14 protein-coding genes are annotated in these 17,097 nt (G+C 54.8%); 11 read left to right on the forward strand and 3 right to left on the reverse strand.

Going from position 1 to position 17,097, the window contains the following annotated elements:
* Positions 1-215: 215 nt before the first annotated feature.
* From ssuE to ACSFXJ_RS02970, 3 genes are all read left to right on the forward strand, one after another.
* Positions 216-761 carry an NADPH-dependent FMN reductase gene (gene ssuE, locus ACSFXJ_RS02960; protein ID WP_435923741.1) on the forward strand — a complete coding sequence of 182 codons (546 nt, stop codon included), beginning with the start codon at positions 216-218 and terminating at the stop codon, positions 759-761.
* Between the two features lie 56 nt (positions 762-817).
* Positions 818-1,408, forward strand: coding sequence for an AAA family ATPase (locus tag ACSFXJ_RS02965; RefSeq protein WP_435923742.1), 591 nt, complete (start codon positions 818-820; stop codon positions 1,406-1,408).
* Positions 1,409-1,563: 155 nt separating this feature from the next.
* On the forward strand, positions 1,564-3,087 hold the full coding sequence (locus tag ACSFXJ_RS02970) for a methyl-accepting chemotaxis protein (RefSeq protein WP_435923743.1): 1,524 nt from the start codon (positions 1,564-1,566) through the stop codon (positions 3,085-3,087).
* Positions 3,088-3,145: 58 nt separating this feature from the next.
* On the opposite strand, the gene ACSFXJ_RS02975 is transcribed toward ACSFXJ_RS02970, so the two are convergent.
* The 3 genes from ACSFXJ_RS02975 to ACSFXJ_RS02985 are packed head-to-tail and all read right to left on the reverse strand — an operon-like array spanning position 3,146 to position 5,952.
* Positions 3,146-3,841, reverse strand: coding sequence for a Crp/Fnr family transcriptional regulator (locus ACSFXJ_RS02975; RefSeq protein WP_435923744.1), 696 nt, complete (start codon positions 3,839-3,841; stop codon positions 3,146-3,148).
* Complete coding sequence (locus ACSFXJ_RS02980) at positions 3,798-5,714, reverse strand: heavy metal translocating P-type ATPase (RefSeq protein ID WP_435923745.1); 1,917 nt, start codon at positions 5,712-5,714, stop codon at positions 3,798-3,800. The genes ACSFXJ_RS02975 and ACSFXJ_RS02980 overlap by 44 nt, the downstream gene beginning before the upstream one ends.
* A gap of 16 nt (positions 5,715-5,730) precedes the next feature.
* Positions 5,731-5,952, reverse strand: coding sequence for a heavy-metal-associated domain-containing protein (locus tag ACSFXJ_RS02985; RefSeq protein WP_435923746.1), 222 nt, complete (start codon positions 5,950-5,952; stop codon positions 5,731-5,733).
* 207 nt (positions 5,953-6,159) lie between these two features.
* Between ACSFXJ_RS02985 and ACSFXJ_RS02990 the strand changes: the two genes are divergently transcribed.
* From ACSFXJ_RS02990 to ACSFXJ_RS03025, 8 genes are all read left to right on the forward strand, one after another.
* Positions 6,160-7,893 carry an ABC transporter ATP-binding protein gene (locus ACSFXJ_RS02990; RefSeq protein ID WP_435923747.1) on the forward strand — a complete coding sequence of 578 codons (1,734 nt, stop codon included), beginning with the start codon at positions 6,160-6,162 and terminating at the stop codon, positions 7,891-7,893.
* Entirely contained in the window at positions 7,886-9,745 is a 1,860-nt protein-coding gene (locus tag ACSFXJ_RS02995) for an ABC transporter ATP-binding protein (protein WP_435923748.1), read from the forward strand. Before ACSFXJ_RS02990 ends, ACSFXJ_RS02995 begins: the two co-directional genes overlap by 8 nt.
* The gene (locus ACSFXJ_RS03000) at positions 9,745-10,500 is read left to right on the forward strand and encodes an AAA family ATPase (RefSeq protein WP_435923749.1); all 756 of its coding nucleotides are present in this window, start codon (positions 9,745-9,747) and stop codon (positions 10,498-10,500) included. Before ACSFXJ_RS02995 ends, ACSFXJ_RS03000 begins: the two co-directional genes overlap by 1 nt.
* A 13-nt stretch (positions 10,501-10,513) precedes the next feature.
* The gene (locus ACSFXJ_RS03005; protein ID WP_435923750.1) at positions 10,514-10,993 is read left to right on the forward strand and encodes a hypothetical protein; all 480 of its coding nucleotides are present in this window, start codon (positions 10,514-10,516) and stop codon (positions 10,991-10,993) included.
* A gap of 155 nt (positions 10,994-11,148) precedes the next feature.
* Positions 11,149-11,910, forward strand: a complete 762-nt coding sequence (locus ACSFXJ_RS03010; RefSeq protein WP_435923752.1) for a class I SAM-dependent methyltransferase — start codon at positions 11,149-11,151, stop codon at positions 11,908-11,910.
* Between the two features lie 44 nt (positions 11,911-11,954).
* Entirely contained in the window at positions 11,955-13,130 is a 1,176-nt protein-coding gene (locus tag ACSFXJ_RS03015) for a DUF4272 domain-containing protein (protein ID WP_435923753.1), read from the forward strand.
* Positions 13,131-14,824: 1,694 nt separating this feature from the next.
* Positions 14,825-16,141 carry an extracellular solute-binding protein gene (locus ACSFXJ_RS03020; RefSeq protein WP_435923754.1) on the forward strand — a complete coding sequence of 439 codons (1,317 nt, stop codon included), beginning with the start codon at positions 14,825-14,827 and terminating at the stop codon, positions 16,139-16,141.
* A 59-nt stretch (positions 16,142-16,200) separates the two neighbouring features.
* Positions 16,201-17,082, forward strand: a complete 882-nt coding sequence (locus tag ACSFXJ_RS03025) for a carbohydrate ABC transporter permease (protein ID WP_435923755.1) — start codon at positions 16,201-16,203, stop codon at positions 17,080-17,082.
* Positions 17,083-17,097 lie beyond the last annotated feature (15 nt).

Raw genomic sequence — 17,097 nt, forward strand, 5'->3', positions numbered from 1 at the left:
GGCTCCTTCCGAGGACAGAGTCCTGTCAAATTTTCGTATGTTCCATTGTATGCGAACGCCCAGAAAAGCGTACCGCAAAGCCTTGAAAAGCCTTGGATTTCGTACGGGAAGCCCCGCGGCTTCAATTGACTTTTCCGAAAAATATTGATAGCATCAATTTAATGTTTACTGATTTAATCGGGATTAATTGGCAGATAAAGAGGAGGGTGACCTGAATGGCAAAAGTAACGGTGATTAACGGAACGCCGACTCCGGGTTCCCGTTTGACCGCAGTCGTCTCTTTGGCGGAGGAGCTTCTCGTCAAGGAAGGCTTTGAGGTACAGCACGTGAATGTAGGGGAGCTTCCCCCGGACGACTTGATACATACGAAATTCGAGAGCGAGGCGATCGTCAAGGCGAATGCGCTCGTTGCCGGAGCGGATGCGGTCATTGTGGCGAGTCCGGTTTACAAGGCGTCCTACACGGGCGTGCTCAAGACGTTTTTGGACCTGATTCCGCAAAAAGGGCTAGCCGGAAAAATCATTCTCCCGCTCTTTATCGGAGGAAGCCTGGCGCATTTGCTTTCGATCGATTACTCGCTCAAGCCGGTATTGTCCGCGCTTGGAGCGCGTCATATTTTGGGCGGCGTATATGCGGTGGATTCGCAGGTCGCGCGGACGGAACAGGGCGGTTTCGACATTGCCGAGGAACTGGAATCCAGGCTTGCCGACAATGTGAAGGAATTGGCGGAGGAAACGAGACGGAGAATCGCCTCTTCGTAACATTTCGGACCGGATCATTCTGCAGCAGCACTTACCAAAGGGGGATATTTTAGCATATGCAGAAGCTTGTATTTTTTGTGGGAGTCGCCGGAACAGGCAAAACAACGGTGGCGAGAAAGCTGGCTCAACGGGTGCAGGCCGCATTTTTGGACCGGGATACGGTCGGAGGCCGTTTCGTCGAGAAAATTTTGGAGATGAACGGGCTGGACGTGAACGACCGGGATTCCCAATTCTATAAAGAGCATCTTCGGGACCTCGAGTACGATACGACCAAGGATATTTGCATCGAAAACTTGGCGGCGGGCCAAAACGTGTTCATGATTTCCCCGTTTACGGCCGAACTCAAGAATAAAGCTTGGATCGAGGAGGTCCTGGCCGCTGCCGGCAAAACCAAGCAGGACGTGGACGTCAAAGTCATCGTCGTCACGCTGAAGGACATGGAGACGCAAAAGGAACGCATCATCGACAGACAAACCGAGCGCGACACTTGGAAGCTGGAGCATTGGGACGACTTCAAGCACCGCGTCCAGTTCGTGCCGGAAATCCAGTGGGATATTCCCGAATCGTCCGTTCTGGTGTTTGACAACAGCGGCGAGCTGACGGAAGAAAAAGCGGATAGCGTATACCGGTTTGTCGCCGGGGAATAAAGACGGGCATAGAAAGAGAGCGTTCCGAAATGGGGCGCTCTTTTTGGTTTGGGCGGATGTTCATCTAAAATGTCTTGACAATGCCCGAAGCAAAGGAATAATGTCGAATTATGGCAAGCAATTTACTTTATCTACAACAAGGGGAAGAGATAGGCATGAATATTCCAGGCACCAGCGTAATCGGCTCGTCGGAGCGCTCATTTTCCGAAAAACAAAAAAGACAACAAGATGTATCCAGAAGAAACCGGGTCGTTCTGATCATGTTGACCCTAAACTGCCTTTCGCTGATAGGCGGAACGGCAAGCGCTCCGGCCGGGGAGCGGAGTTCTCTCCTGGTATCGCTGATCATTACCGCCGTCGGCACGATCGGATTTGGATTGCTCTACTTTTTGGACAGGTATACCGGGATTTTACCCTATTGGTCGGTCGGCACGCTTTTAATCAGCAACATTCAGTTGAATTTGATCAACGAGGCGGGCGACTTCAGTTTATCCGTACTTGCCGCGCTGATCGTTCTCGTGATTTCGACGTTATACATGAAGCAGCATTTGTTGGTTATTTCTTTTCTCATTTGCTCGCTCATGCTGGTCTATTCATTGGTTTTCGGGCAATTTGACGATATACCGCAGAGCACCGTTATTTCGACCGTAACGATGTATGTTTTCATTTCTTTCATTTTATTCGGACTCTTACATATTTCACGCCTGCTGTTAAAGGATATCGCCGGGACCCGGGGAGAGGTGGAAGAATTACTGAATCAGCAACAACTGCAAAAGGAAACTTTAATATCGAACGTACAAACCGCCACGTCTCATTTGAACCATAATATGGAGGCCGTGACGCACATAAACGCTTCCCTGGAAAACATGAACTTGTCCCTGCGGGAGATCGCCGTAGGCGCATCCGAACAATCCCAATCCGTGCTTTCCATCAGCGAGTCCTTGGCCGAGCTTCAAGCTTTGACGAAGCACGTTTCGGAGTCGACCGGCACGCTGGTCGAGAAGGCGGATACGACCAAACGGCTGGCGGATGAAGGAAAGAACGAGATCGCGGTTCTGGCGGATTCGCTGGATAGTTTCCAGCATTTTTTGGAATCGGTATCCGATACGACGTTGCAGCTGATTCAAAATATACGGGAAACCGAGACCTTCAGCGAGACGATTCGCGAAATTGCGAACCAGACCAATTTGTTGTCCCTGAATGCAAGCATCGAGGCGGCACGGGCGGGAGAGCACGGTCAGGGGTTCTCGGTCGTGGCGCAGGAAATCCGGAAGCTGGCGGAATCGTCCGCGCATTCGGCCCAGCAAATTTCGGAGCAGCTCAGCCAATTTTCGAGCACTTCCCAATTGATGCAGTCGAGCATGGCCCAAGTCGTCTCGCAGGTCAAGGAAAACAATGAAATTACGTTAAAAACGAAACGAACCTTCGAAACGATCCGGGAGGCCATCGAGTCGTTAAATCGGATTTCCGTCGAAAATAACCGGTCCATCGTGCAGATCAACCGCTCTTCGGAATCGATCAACGAGGAAGCCGGCAAGCTGGCCGCAATCAGCGAGCAGTCCTCCGCCACACTGGATCAGCTGTCGTCCGATTTGCAGGTGCTCCTGTCCCATAATAAAGAAAGCATGGACAGCATCGAGTCCGTCAAAAATCATTTGCTCAAGCTGACGGAAAAATAGAACTTATCCCGATCATCCCCGCCGGATCCTCGTTCCGGCGGGGATTTTCGTTACGCGGCTATACCAACAGCAACGCATCCAAATCCACGATCTCGATCTCGCGCTGTCCATGCTGGCGGATCCAGCCGCCGGCTTCGAAGTCGCCGAGTTTCCGGCTGATCGTTTCCGGCGTGGTGGCGAGATGGGAGGCGAGGTCCTTCCGGCTCATCGGCAGCTTGACGCGGGAATTTTTCTGGGATTCGACCAGGCCGGCGAGATACATGGCGATCCTTGTTTCCACGGTTTCCATCCCGATGCGCGCGGCACGGGTTTCGCTGGCGGCCAACCGGTTCGAAAACTCGGACAGCATTTTGAGGGCGATTTGCGGATACTTGAGCAAAAACTTCCGCAAGTTGTCGCGCCCCATGACGCATAATTCGAGAGGCTCCAACGCTTCGGCATAAGAATCATGGACCGATTCGTTAAACAGGGCCAACTCCCCGCTGAACTCCCCCGGCCCGAGAATGCGGACCAACTGTTCCTTTCCGCCGCTCGATTCCCGGAATATTTTCATGCTGCCCTTGTGGACGATATAAAGGCCTTCCGATAATTCTCCAGGACGGTAAATCATTTGGCCGCGAGGGTAGGAAACCGAACGTGCGGTCCGCACAATCTCCTCCATTTCTGGGTCGCTCAAATGGTTAAAGAGCGGCACGATCGAAATGCAATATTTATTCGTACCGTGGTGACCGCAGCTGTGAGTTTCTTCCGACATATCCATCACCTTTCTTTTTGTTTCGGGTGTTCTTTTGGTACCGACCCAACCTTACGGCGTTCAAAACGACAAGAAGGACGCTCAGTTCATGAATGAACATGCCGGAGGCCAGATATACTTTTCCGGTCAGCACGCCGAGCAGAAGTACGGCGACTGTAGCGATCGCAATAAACATATTTTGCCGCATATTCCGGACGGTGGCCTTGGAGAGCGAGTAAGCGTACGAAAACTGGTTTAACCGATCGGCCATCAACACGACGTCGGCCGTCTCCATGGCAATGTCGGTGCCGCCTTCTCCCATAGCCAGACCGATGTCCGCCGTTGCGATCGCGGGAGCGTCGTTAATACCGTCCCCGGCCATCGCTACTCGCTTTCCGGCGTCTTTCAGCGCCTTGATCAAGGCCGACTTTCCCTCGGGCATGACGCCCGCATGCACCTCGTCCAACTCTAGCTTGCTGCCGATGATCCCGGCGGCGTGGCGGTTATCTCCGGTGAGCATCAGGATTTTTCGGATGCCCGCTTGACGAAGGTCGCGCACCGCCTGTTCCGCTTCCGGCCGTAGCCGGTCGGCGATGGCGAGCAAACCTTCCAGTTGACCGCCGATGGCCATATAGACGACGGTGTTGCCTTGCTGTTCCAGGTTTTCGGCAAGGGCTTCCGCTTCCCTGCCGATATCGATCCCTTCGGCGTTCATCAGCTTGCGGTTTCCGACCGCCAACGTATTTCCGCCCTTCGTAACCCGGATTCCGCTTCCCTTGATGATTTCGGCCCATTCCGGTCTTGCACCGTCATATGCAAGGTTTCTTTTTTCGGCTTCGTTCATGATGGCCCGTCCCAAATGATGCTCTGAGACGGCTTCGGCTCCGGCGGCTAGGGATAGCAATTCATTTTCATCCCGGCAAAAAGCATGGATGCTTGTGACCTCCGGTTTTCCCGTTGTCAGGGTTCCGGTTTTGTCGAAGACAACCGTATCGATGCGGGATAACCTTTCCATCACTTCGCCGCCTTTGATCAACACGCCGTGTCTTGCGCCGTTTCCGATGCCGGAGACGACGGAAACCGGGGCCCCGATGACAAGCGCTCCGGGGCAGGCAATCACAAGAAAGGTGATCGCCGTTTCCGGCTTGCCGGTCACGGCGAGGACAAGGATCGAAAGCAGCACCGCTGCAGGCGTGTAAACTCTGGCAAAACGGTCCATAAATTGCTGCGTCTTCGACTTGGCTTCCTGCGCTTCTTCCACCAGTTCGATCATGCGGGCGAATGAGGTGTCCCCGCCTACTTTTTCGGCAACCACTTCAATATATCCGTTATCTACGATTGTACCGCTAAATACGGAATCGTGAACCGACTTGTTTACGGGAACGGCTTCTCCAGTGACGGCGGATTCGTCCATGGCCGCCGAGCCGGAGACAATGCGGCCGTCCACGGCGACCTTTTCCCCGGAACGGATCAAAAGGCGGTCGCCGACTTCCACCGTTTCGGCAGGTACGCGAATCGGCTTGCCGTCGCGCACCACGTTCGCTTCGTCCGGGGCCATGTCAAGCAGCGCCTTCAGCGATGACCGGGTCTTTTCCAGCGTCCGCGACTCCAAATAGCCTCCAAACAGGAATAAAAAAGTCACCGCCGCCGACTCTACATACTCGCCAAGGTACAAAGCCCCGACGACCGCGATGGACACGAGCAGTTCAATGCTGAACGCCTTTCCGCGAAGAGCTTGATAGGCTCGGATTGCGATAGGGATTCCGGCAGTTAGCGTGGCGAAAAGCAGGGCGGCCTGCCGCCAGGGAATCCAGCCTGCGAGATGCAAAGCGGCGGCGGCCAGCAGCCAAAGGCCGGAGATTAAGGTTGCGTAAGAGGATTGCCGGGCATTCACGAGTAACCCCTCCTTCTTAGGAAACTTTTTGCGCGATGACGGGATAGCCCAGCCGGGTCACGACTTGCCTTAACAGGTCAGGCTGTACGATGCTTTGGTCGAATTGAATCCGAATCTTGCTGGAATGAAATAGCACTTTCGCTTCCGTGACGCCCGGCTGGCGATTCAGCGCGGTTTCGATCTTTTGGACGCAAGACGGACAAGACAAGGGCTCAAGGGCAAAAACGAGTTTTTTCATGGAAGGTACCTCCGTTAAAATAAATAGTTGGCTTTATGAACCGAGTATAGGGAATCTTTTCGCCCGTCGCCTTGACGCCGCTCAAGTTCCGTGATCTTCGGAAAGACTTACCAATCCGTTTGAAACTGTTCTATAATTGTAAAATAGTGTTTTTCGATCGGGATGAAAGGTACCCGCAACGATGTGTCGCAAGCAGGAGGGATGAACATGACTTTTATTTTCTCTTTTCTAAAGAAATACCGGGTTGCCGCCGTTTCGGCGTTCTCCATGATGTTGATCGAGCTCGCGGTGGAGCTGGTTCAGCCGCTGTTGATCTCGAAAATCATCGACAACGGAATCGCGAGGCAGAACCTGACGGTGGTCTGGATGTGGGGCGGGGTACTGTTGGCGAGTGCTTTGGCAGCGTTTGCAGCGGGGATATCGAGTTCTTTTTTCGCCTCTCATGCGAGCCAGGGATTCGGATATGATTTGCGCGACAGGTTATACGAGAAAGTGGAAAGACTGTCGTATCCCGTGTTCAGCCGGTTTGCCGGATCCTCTTTAATCACGCGTTTGACCGGGGATGTCACCCAATTGCAGGATATGGTTTTTATGAGTCTTCGTTTTGCCACGCGGGTTCCGCTCGTCCTGCTCGGCAGCATGCTGATGGCTCTCATAGTCAGCGTGAAGCTGGGGTTGATATTGACGATTCTCGTTCCGTTGATTCTGCTTTTTGTCATGAGGATGATCAAAAAAACGTCCGTTTTGTTTCGTAAAGTACAGCAGAAGCTCGACAATCTGAACGCAGTCATCCAGGAGAACTTGACCGGCATGCGGCTGATCCGCGTATTCGTTCGGAGGGACCACGAGGCCGGGCGGTTCCGGGCGCGGAGCACGGAGCTGATGAACGGCACGGTGTCGGCCCTGCGGCTTGCGGAAACGACGATGCCGATCGCGCTCTTTATTATGAACGCGGGAATATTGGCCGTCCTTTGGCTCGGGCGGGCGGATATCGCCGCGGGACAGGCTACGGTCGGGGAAGCGGTGGCCGTGGCGAATTACTCGCTGCGGACGATCGGCGCATTGTCGGCGCTATCCTGGATTATGACCTCTTATTCCCGGGCGTCCGCGTCTTCGCAGCGGGTGGGGGAGGTTTTGGCGACCGGGGATGAGGCTTCGGAAACGCCGAATACGGACAAACCGGGCGAGTCCGGCATCCAGGGGCAAGTGGAATTTGCCGGCGTCGGATTCCGGTATCCCGGCAGCGATTTGAAGGTGCTGGAGAACGTGTCCTTTACCGTTCAGGCAGGGCAGCGCGTGGCGATCATGGGAGCTACGGGATCGGGAAAGTCTTCGCTGGTCCAACTGATTCTCCGTCTCCAGGAGCCGACGGAAGGGGCGATCCTGATCGACGGGAAAGATATCCGGGAAATGGACCGGGAACGGCTGCTGCATTCCATCGGTTACGTGCCGCAGGAGGTCATCCTGTTCTCGGGCACGGTCCGGGACAACATTGCCTGGGGACGAGAAGACGCTTCACTCGCGGAGATCATGGAGGCTGCGCGACAGGCGCAGATCCATGCGACGATCGAGTCGCTGCCTCATGGCTACGACACGATGCTCGGACAGCGGGGCGTGAATCTGTCCGGCGGGCAAAAGCAGCGGCTTTCCATTGCGCGGGCGCTTGTCCGCAAGCCTTCCGTCCTCATTTTGGACGACAGCACCAGCGCGCTCGACACGCGGACCGAAGCCGCATTGCTTCAGGAGCTGGACAATCTGTCCTGCACGACATTTTTGATTACGCAAAAAATGAGCGCCACGGCTTCCGCCGATCTTGTCCTGCTTCTCGATGACGGCAGGCTGATCGCGTGCGGAAAGCACGAGAATTTGTTGAAGAATTCGCCGCTCTATCTCCGCATTGCCGAATCCCAACAGAGAGAGGGGGACAAACCGCATGTTTAAGGCATTCGTTGAGCCGTTCCGGCATTCGTACCCCGAGTCTGTCATCAAGCAGGGCGGGCGGAAGCAAAAAGCGAAAGCAAAGGACTGGTCCGGTACATTAGGCCGGATTTGGCGGTATCTTGCGGAGCGGAAGGGCAAGCTGTCCCTTGTGCTCCTGATGGTCGTGATCAGCTCAGGTTTGGGGCTGCTGGGTCCGTATCTCCTTGGCGTGGCCGTCGACCATTACCTGGAGGGAAGCGGAGGACGCCCTTGGGTGCTTTTCCTGCTCGGTCTCGCTCTCGTCTACGCCGGCTCCTCGCTCGCCGGATGGCTGCAAAATATATGGATGATCCAAATCGCCCAAGAGACGGTGTACCGGATGCGGTCGGATCTGTTTGCGAAGCTGCATCGTTTGCCGATCCCCTTTTACGGACGGAGACAGCAGGGCGAAATCATGAGCCGGGTGACGAACGACATCGAGAATGTCAGTTCGACGCTGAACAGCTCCGCGATCCAGATTTTTTCGAGCGTGCTGACGCTGATCGGAACGATCACGGTGATGCTCTTGCTCAGCCCGCTGCTTACGCTGCTGACCTTTCTCGTCGTGCCTTTAATGGCTCTCGGGATGCGTTGGATCACCAGGCGTACCGGCCCGCTGTACAAACAGCGGCAGCGCGATCTCGGGAGCTTGAACGGATATGTCGAAGAGACGCTGTCCGGACAGCGGATCATTAAAGCTTTTTCCCAGGAAGAACGGGTCATTCGCGAATTTCGCGAACGCAACCGGGCGATCCGTCAGTCGGGGTTCTGGGCGCAGACGATTTCCGGCTTTATCCCGAAGCTGATGAACGCGCTGAACAACCTGAGCTTTGCTCTCGTCGCCGGGATCGGCGGCGTGCTGGCGATCCACGGCAAGGTCACGGTCGGGGTGATTATCGTCTTTGTCGAGTATGCCAGACAGTTCACCCGCCCTTTGAACGATCTCGCCAACCAATGGAACACGCTGCTGTCGGCGATGGCCGGAGCGGAGCGGGTGTTCGAGGTGATGGACGAAGATGAGGAGTCCCGGGACGAGCGGGAGGCCGTCTCTTTGGGGAAAGTGGAAGGGGCGGTGGAATTCAAGCACGTTTCTTTTTCGTATGAAAAAGAAGAAAATGCCGGCGACACGCTGACGGATATCAGCTTTAAGGCCGAGCCGGGTGAAATGATCGCGCTGGTCGGTCCGACGGGTGCGGGAAAAACGACGTTGATCCAGCTGCTTTCGCGTTTTTACGATCCGGACAAGGGGACGATCACCTTGGATGGCCGGGACATTACGGGGATAACCCGTGACAGTCTCCGCAGCCACATGGCTTTCGTGCTTCAGGATTCGTTCTTGTTCCAGGGAACGATCCGGGAGAACATTCGCTTCGGACGCCTTGGCGCGACCGATGCCGAGGTGGAGGAAGCGGCGAAGCTGGCGAATGCCCATTCTTTCATCACCCGCCTTGTGGACGGGTACGATAAAGAGCTCGGCGTCGGCGGCGAAGGCATTAGCCAAGGGCAAAAGCAGCTGCTTGCGATCGCGCGGGCGATTTTGGCGGATCCGTCCATGCTGGTGCTGGATGAAGCGACCAGCAGCATCGACACGGTCACGGAAATCAAGATCCAGGACGGGTTGCAGCGGCTGATGCAAGGACGGACCAGCTTTGTCATCGCCCACCGGCTCGGGACGATCCGGCAGGCCGATAAAATCCTGGTGCTCAAGGAAGGACGGCTGATCGAGCAGGGCAACCATGAAGAGCTGATGCGGCAGGGAGGATTTTACAGCGAGTTGTATCAAGGCCGCTTGGAAGAAGAACAGGAGGACATGATTCAAGGAGGGCAGCCGTGATGGGGATTTACGATGTACAATCATATTTGCGTAGCATGACCCTGCTCCGGGACGAAGTGCCTTCGTTTTCGCGTTACCCGTTCGAACTTCCGGCGATTGCCGCGATGGAGAAGCTGGATTTTCATCCCAAAGTGACTTACATCGTCGGCGAAAACGGCATGGGCAAATCGACGCTGCTGGAAGCGGTGGCGGTGGCGCTCGGCTTTAATCCGGAAGGCGGGACGCTGAACTTTACATTCTCCACGGCAGCCACGCATTCCGAGCTGTACCGGTATCTCCGGCCGGTCCGGGGAACGCGGAAGCCGAGGGACGGCTTTTTCTTCAGGGCGGAGAGCTACTATAATTTGGCGACGGAGATCGACGCGCTGGACCGGGAAATGAGTTTCGGTCCGCCGATCATCGAATCCTACGGCGGCAAATCCCTGCATATGATGTCGCATGGAGAGTCGTTCTTTGCGGCGTTCATGAACCGGTTCAGCGGACAGGGATTGTATATACTGGACGAGCCGGAGGCGGCGTTGTCCCCGTTCCGGCAAATGGCGATGCTGTCGCGGATTCACGAGCTGGTGGGCAAGCGGTCCCAGTTTATTATCTCGACGCATTCCCCGATTTTGATGGCTTACCCCGACAGTTTGATTTATCAGCTTACGCCGGAGGGGATCCGGACGGTGGAACTCGAGGAAACGGATCACTTTATCATTATGAAACAATTCGTCAACAACCGCGAGAAGCTGCTGCGGGAATTGCTGGAGTAGGGGAGGGATGAGCGTGCGGTTTTTTAAGGAAAGCTTGTCGGGGCGGAATCGGCTGATTGTGATGGTCGCGATCATGGGCGTTGCCCTTCTGCTTCTTCCGCTGGGAATCCTGCTCGGCGGATGCGGCGGCAGCGATCCGGAGCCTGCATTGACGACAAAAAAGCTGGCCGAGCTCTACCCGGGAGAACTCGAAAACGTTGCCCGGATCGAAATTCGCAGCGGTTCGACGGGCCAGCTCGTAAGGATCACCGATGCCGCAAAAATCGCGGCCTGGCTCCGGGAAGTCCGGGAGATGGAGTTCGTTCCCGATCCGAACCAGGAGGACCGGACGGGATATTTGTACGCGGTCTCGTTATTCGAACATGAGGATGAGGCAGCCAAGCTTTCTTTTACTCCGAGCAGCACCGGCGGACATTATTACTTACACAATGAAGAGCTGAAAGAGAAGATCGAGGCGTTGTTTGAAGACGCGCGGTTAGAAAGGGGAAATTAATTTATGGGCTGTTTGGTGATTCGTTGCGGTATGTGCCCGGTGCAGCCTTCATTGCGCTGATAACCGAATGTACCGGGCGGAAGTGAAACGGTTATCGAAGGTTGCACCGCTCTATCTTTTTTTGCCCTATGAAAAAAGGAGAGGGGTACGCGTCTATGAAATCGGAATATATGAAATTTAGAGAAGTTTGGGAAGAGGAAGAAGACCGGGGATTTCAGGGTTGGGATTTCTCCCGGCTAAACGGCCGCATGTCGGAAGAGGAACTGCCTTGGGATTATAAGGCGGTTGTATTGGCATATAAGAATGAGAACACCGTGATGCTCGACATGGGGACCGGGGGCGGGGAGTTCCTGCTTTCGCTGGAGCCTGCTCCAGGCAAAACCTTTGCGACCGAGAACTACGTTCCCAACTATGAATTATGTGCGGCCAAGCTGCCGCCTTACGGCATCAAGGTGAGACGGGCGGAAAGCGACGAGGCTTTGCCTTTCGATGACGGCATGTTCGATCTGGTGATCAACCGGCATGAAGCCTTTTCCGCCGGGGAGGTTTACCGGATCTTGAAGCCGGGCGGCGCGTTTATTACCCAGCAGGTGGGAGGTATGAACAACCGGGAATTGTCGCGTTTTTTGCTGGGTGAAGATGCGGCGGCCGAAGACGCGGAATTTCATGCGGGCCGGGTGTCGGAGCAGCTGGAACAGGTGGGATTCGAGGTGCTGGAGCGGCAAGAATGCTTTCCGATGCTGAAATTTTACGATATCGGCGCGCTTGTGTATTTTGCCAAAATTATCGAGTGGGAGTTTCCTGGGTTTTCGGTGGACCGGTGCTTCGGGAAACTTTGCATGCTGCAGGAACAATTGGAATGCGACGGTTTTATCCTTGGCAAGGAGCACCGGTTCTTTATTTTAGCGCGTAAATGATTGATGTGATGAATTTATTTACCAGGGATCAAGGAGGAGACGGTTTGGCTTATTTTACGATTTTTGTATCGCGTAACGATATTGAAGGCATTGACGGATCGGTCCGGGAGGTGTTCGGGGAAAAGTTTAAGGTGAGCGGAACGCCGGTGGAAATGGTTGCGCAGCCGAAAGGCTGGTTCAGCAAAAACAACATTACGATCCGCGTGGTTTCCGAGGATACGGACCCGGATTATTTTGAAAGCAACATTCCGGGGATGATGGGATTCTATCAACAAATCCCTTTTGCCGATGAAGACTTGCAGTATCGGGTGCTGACTCAGGTTTCCGTGATCAACACGATGCTGGCGATCGAAACCGAAAAAGATTACGGTCCGGATTATCACAAGCTTTTTGTTGAACTGGCGGGCAAGGTGGACGGCATCGTTTTTTTGCCTGACGGTACATTGCTGGATTACGACGGACAGGTGATCGTGGATGGCGATGGAAAATCCGGACCGGCCGATTTCAGGCCCCGGGCCTGCACGCGAAAGATCCACGGCGAGGAACGATCCACGGATGAAGGGCGGGCGCGTAAAGAACGAACGCAGGCCTTCTTGCGGGACAAAGGCGTCCCGTTTCTTGAAACCTTGCCCGAGCTGCCTCCCGTGGCGGAGATGGCCGTAAGGACGCGGGAGGAAATCGCCCGGCGTGCGGTCGCTTTGCTGATCGTGATCCAATACGCTTGCGATGCGGCACAAGGAGAAGATTTGCCGGAATCGAAGGAATTTGTAATGAACATGCTGGAGCGATTCGGCGTGACGGACGAGTTGACGGAAAAGGAACGGGATCTGCTGGAGCAAGCGGAGCCTGGGCATCAGGACGCGGTGAATTTGATCTGGCAGTATGAAGCGTATTGGGCTCTGTTGTGGGGGCTCGGGCTGCTGGAGTCGCTTGATTTTCCCGATGAGACTTGCGATTGCGATTTTGCCATTAACACGGTGGCAAGCTGCGAGACGTTCGAGGAGTTTTTGGGCAAAACGGCGATGCGGCGCCCGGATGAATTGTTGGAGGAAGCGGACAAAATTTACCGTCTGCATTGGGCCTGCGTCAACGCACGGATCAACGGGCAGGCGGCCCCGGCCGGCTTGAATGAGAGCGTTGTTATGGAACGGCGGCGGGGGCTGTTCTGGATGCTCGGCGACGAGGGCGAGACGTGGGATTATATTCGGATGGACACTTAGGGGCTGGTACGTTCCGCTTCAATGGAGGAATGATCACGTGGTCGATCGATTGGTCGGTCGGTCGGATTGACGGTGGGCGACGCTCTAACGGTTGTAAGGAACGCTAATTGAACACATTTCGTCTTTTTCACTTTTTAACGGTTGTGTGTACTCTTATTTACCGTTTTAACCGGTGACTCGCTAGTTTTCGGTTCAATAAGAGTTCATTGTGATCGTTACATTGAGAATGTGTCTGTTTTGAACCAAATAACGTTTCTGGTATCCGTTAAAATCGGTATAAAGAAAGCTGGTGGTGGTCGGGATGTGGAATTCACGGGGAATTGAGGAGATAGCGGGACTGCTAAACGGGATATCGCCAAAGCTGGCCTCGAAGTATCATTTTCAGCGAATGTTCCATGCCTTAACCGGGTAAGGTCCCCGGGAAAACCGGCCCCGGTACGGCCCTGTCTTGTCCTGCCTGTCCGGATACACACCGGGAAGTCGCTCCATCGCTTCATAAAGAAGCGCTAGAGCGGCTTTTTTTATGTACTCCTGGTCCGGCGGGGGATTCTTCCCGGAAAATAAGGACTTTATTGTCCGCTATTTCGCGGAAATCGCTGGCGGCAGAAAAAATAAGACCCTTTTAAGGCTTTATTTGGGCTGGAAATGAGCAAAAAGGGCATTTTGGGCCCAAGGAGTGCCAAATAAGGCCCAAAATTACCCTTATTTTGCGGACAAGGGGAGTTTTCACCGAAATAAGACCTAAAAAGGGCGTTATTTTGCGAGCGCTGGGGTAGGTGTCGAAAGGAGAAGGCGGATCGGTCTCGGGAGGCGAGCCGCTTCACCGCTTCATAAAGAAGCGAGTGAGCGGCTTTTTTATGCACTCCTGGTCCGGCGGGATGGCCTTCCCGGAAAATAAGGACTTTATTGTCCGCTATTTCGCGGAAATCGCTGGCGGCAGAAAAAATAAGACCCTTTTAAGGCCTTATTTGGGCTGAGAGTGGGCAAAAAGGGCATATGGGGCTCAAGGAATGCCAAATAAGGCCCAAAATTACCCTTATTTTGCGGACAAGGGGAGTTTTCACCGAAATAAGACCCAAAAAGGGCGTTATTTCTCAAGGGCTGGGGCAGGGGCAGCAGTGCCGTCATGGCACAGTAGAAGGTTACCGGCCAGCAGGGAGTTACTACGCAAGTAGAAAGTTACCGGCCAGCAGGGAGTTACTACGCAAGTAGAAGGTTACCGGCCAGCAGGGAGTTACAGCACAAGTAGAAGGTTACCGGCCAGCAGGGAGTTACAGCACAAGTAGAAGGTTAGCGGTCAGCAGGTAGTTACTTCGCAAGGAGAAAGTTACCGGCAGCAGGGAGTTACAGCGCAAGGAGGAGGGTACATGTCAGCAGGGAGTTACTGCGCAAGTAGAAGGTTAGCGGTCAGCAGGGAGTTACTCCGCAAGGAGAAAGTTCCCGGTCAGCAGGGAGTTACTCCGCAAGGAGAAAGTTCCCGGTCAGCAGGGAGTTACGGCGCAAGGTAAAGAAGTCCGAAGGTTTAGCAGCCAGCAGAGCCGTGACCGGAATGGACGGGTCTATGTGTCGCGTATGTCTCGTTTATAGGCACGGAGCCGATATTTTTCACCCCCAGACCCGCCGATCGTCCCCTTATCGCAGCCCAGGGGTTATTTTACAATGAGATTAATCACGCGGGAGGGAGATGCCGGAAGATGAAAAAAGGATTATCGCTTTTGATGATGGCCGCGATGGTGGCTCTGCTGCTGGCGGGCTGCGGCGGCGGGAACGAAGCATCCGGTGGAAACGGCAATAAAGGGGAAAAGGTCAGCATTACGATCTGGCACAATTGGACGGGGCAGGACGCGAAGGCGGTGGCGATGCGGAAAATCATCGAGGATTTCCGCACGGAGAACCCGGACATCGAAGTGATCGACGAAGGGTTGCCGACGGACGGGCTGCGCACCCGGTTGCGGACGGTGGCCGCGGCGAACGAGATGCCGGATTTGTTCGTGATGTGGCCTGACGCGATGACGAAGGAATTCGTCAAAGGGGATTTGCTTCAGCCGATCGATGAGGAGCTGAACGCGAATCCGGATTGGAAAAACAATTTCATTCCGAACGCGCTGGACGGTTACACGGTCGACGGAAAGATCTACTCCGTGCCGATGAATTTGGCGCCGAGCTCGTTCATTTACTACAATGACGCCCTGTTCAAGGAGCACAATGTCAAAGTGCCGGAGACCTGGGCGGAGCTGGAGACCGCGATTCAGACGTTTAACGACAAGGGCGTCATCCCGATCGTGCTCGGCAACAAGACGAACTGGGTGGCGCAGTCCACGATTTTCAGCACGCTTGCGGACCGCATTACGGGGACGGACTGGTTCCTGAAGGCGGTAGACCAGGATGGGGCGAAGTTCACCGATCCCGAGTTCGTCGAGGCACTCGCTACGCTCCAGGAACTCGGCGAAAAGGGCGCGTTCCAGGACGGCTTCAACAGCATCGACGAGACGCAGATGATGCAATTGTACTTCCAGGGCAAAGCGGCGATGGTCATCAACGGTGGCTGGGCGCTGGCCAATCTTGTGAATAACGCTCCGCCGGAGGTGTTGGACAATACCCACATTACGATCCTTCCGGTAATCGAAGGCGGCAAGGGCGATCCGGAAACGACGGCGGGCGTCGTGGGCACCGGGCTCGGCGTCAGCAAAAAGCTGACGGGCGCCAAGAAGGAAGCGGCGATGAAGCTGTTTTACGAAATGGCCGGGCCGGACGGGCAGCAGGCGACCCTGAACAGCAGCACGCTCGTCAGCTACAAGCTCGATCTGGACAAAAGCAAGGCGCACCCGCTGTTCGTGGAGCTATACGAGTTGATGCAGCATGTCAAAATCACCCCGGTCTACGACTCCAAGCTCGGCTCGGCAACCGTGGAAGTGGTCAACAACGGGCTTCAGGAACTGCTGACCGGAGGCAAGCCGGAGGACATCGCGAAAAAAATCCAGGACTCCCAGGCGGCTGCCGTCGCGAATTGAATTTAGAGCCCCTTCCCTTTGGGGAGGGGTTTCATTTTATCCAGAAAGGGTGAGACCCCATGAATGCACTGCGCAGCAGGCGCTTCATCCTGACGGGCCTGGCGCCCGCCGTCCTTTTATACACGCTGTTCGTTTTCGTGCCCGTGCTATGGTCGGCATATTACGGTTTTTTCAATTGGTCCGGCATCGGGGAGGCCCGGTTTATCGGTTTGGACAATTATGCGGAAATTTTGCGCGATCCCGTGTTTTGGCGGTCGCTCAAAAACAACGTCATCTTCGTACTGGCCTCCGTGTTCGGCCAAATTCCGCTGGCTCTCGCGCTGGCGGTGCTGCTTCACAAAAGCAATTGGCTCCAGCGCTTTTTGCGCTCGGCCGTATTTCTGCCCATGGTGCTTTCCACGGTCGTGATCGGGATGATCTGGCAATATTTTTACCATCCGCAAATCGGGATTCTTAACTTTCTACTCGATTCGCTCGGTCTGCAAAGCTGGAAGCTGGAATGGCTGTCCGACCGGAATATCGCGATCTACTCGCTGCTTCCGCCGTTGATCTGGAGCTATGTCGGGCTGTATCTCATCATTTTCATGTCGGCCCTGCAGAACATTCCCGGCGAGATCCACGACGCGGCGAAAATCGACGGGGTATCCGGGGCGCGGAAGCTCGTCTCCATTACCCTGCCGATCATTAAAAATACGGTTCAGGTCGCGGTCATACTCTGCATTTCCGGCAGTCTGAAGTCGTTCGATCTGGTGTATATCATGACAAAGGGCGGGCCGGCCCATGCGACGGAATTGTTGGCGACGTACATGTACAACTCCACATTCACCACGTACCGCTACGGCTTCGGCAGCGCCATATCAACGACGATCATGCTGATCAGCCTGATCCTGATCGGAACGAGCCAATGGTTGGCAAACCGGAACAAGAGCAAGCAGTCCTAAAAAGTCCGAAGAGGA

The organism is Paenibacillus salivarius (assembly GCF_051307165.1).
Taxonomy (GTDB): domain Bacteria; phylum Bacillota; class Bacilli; order Paenibacillales; family Paenibacillaceae; genus Fontibacillus.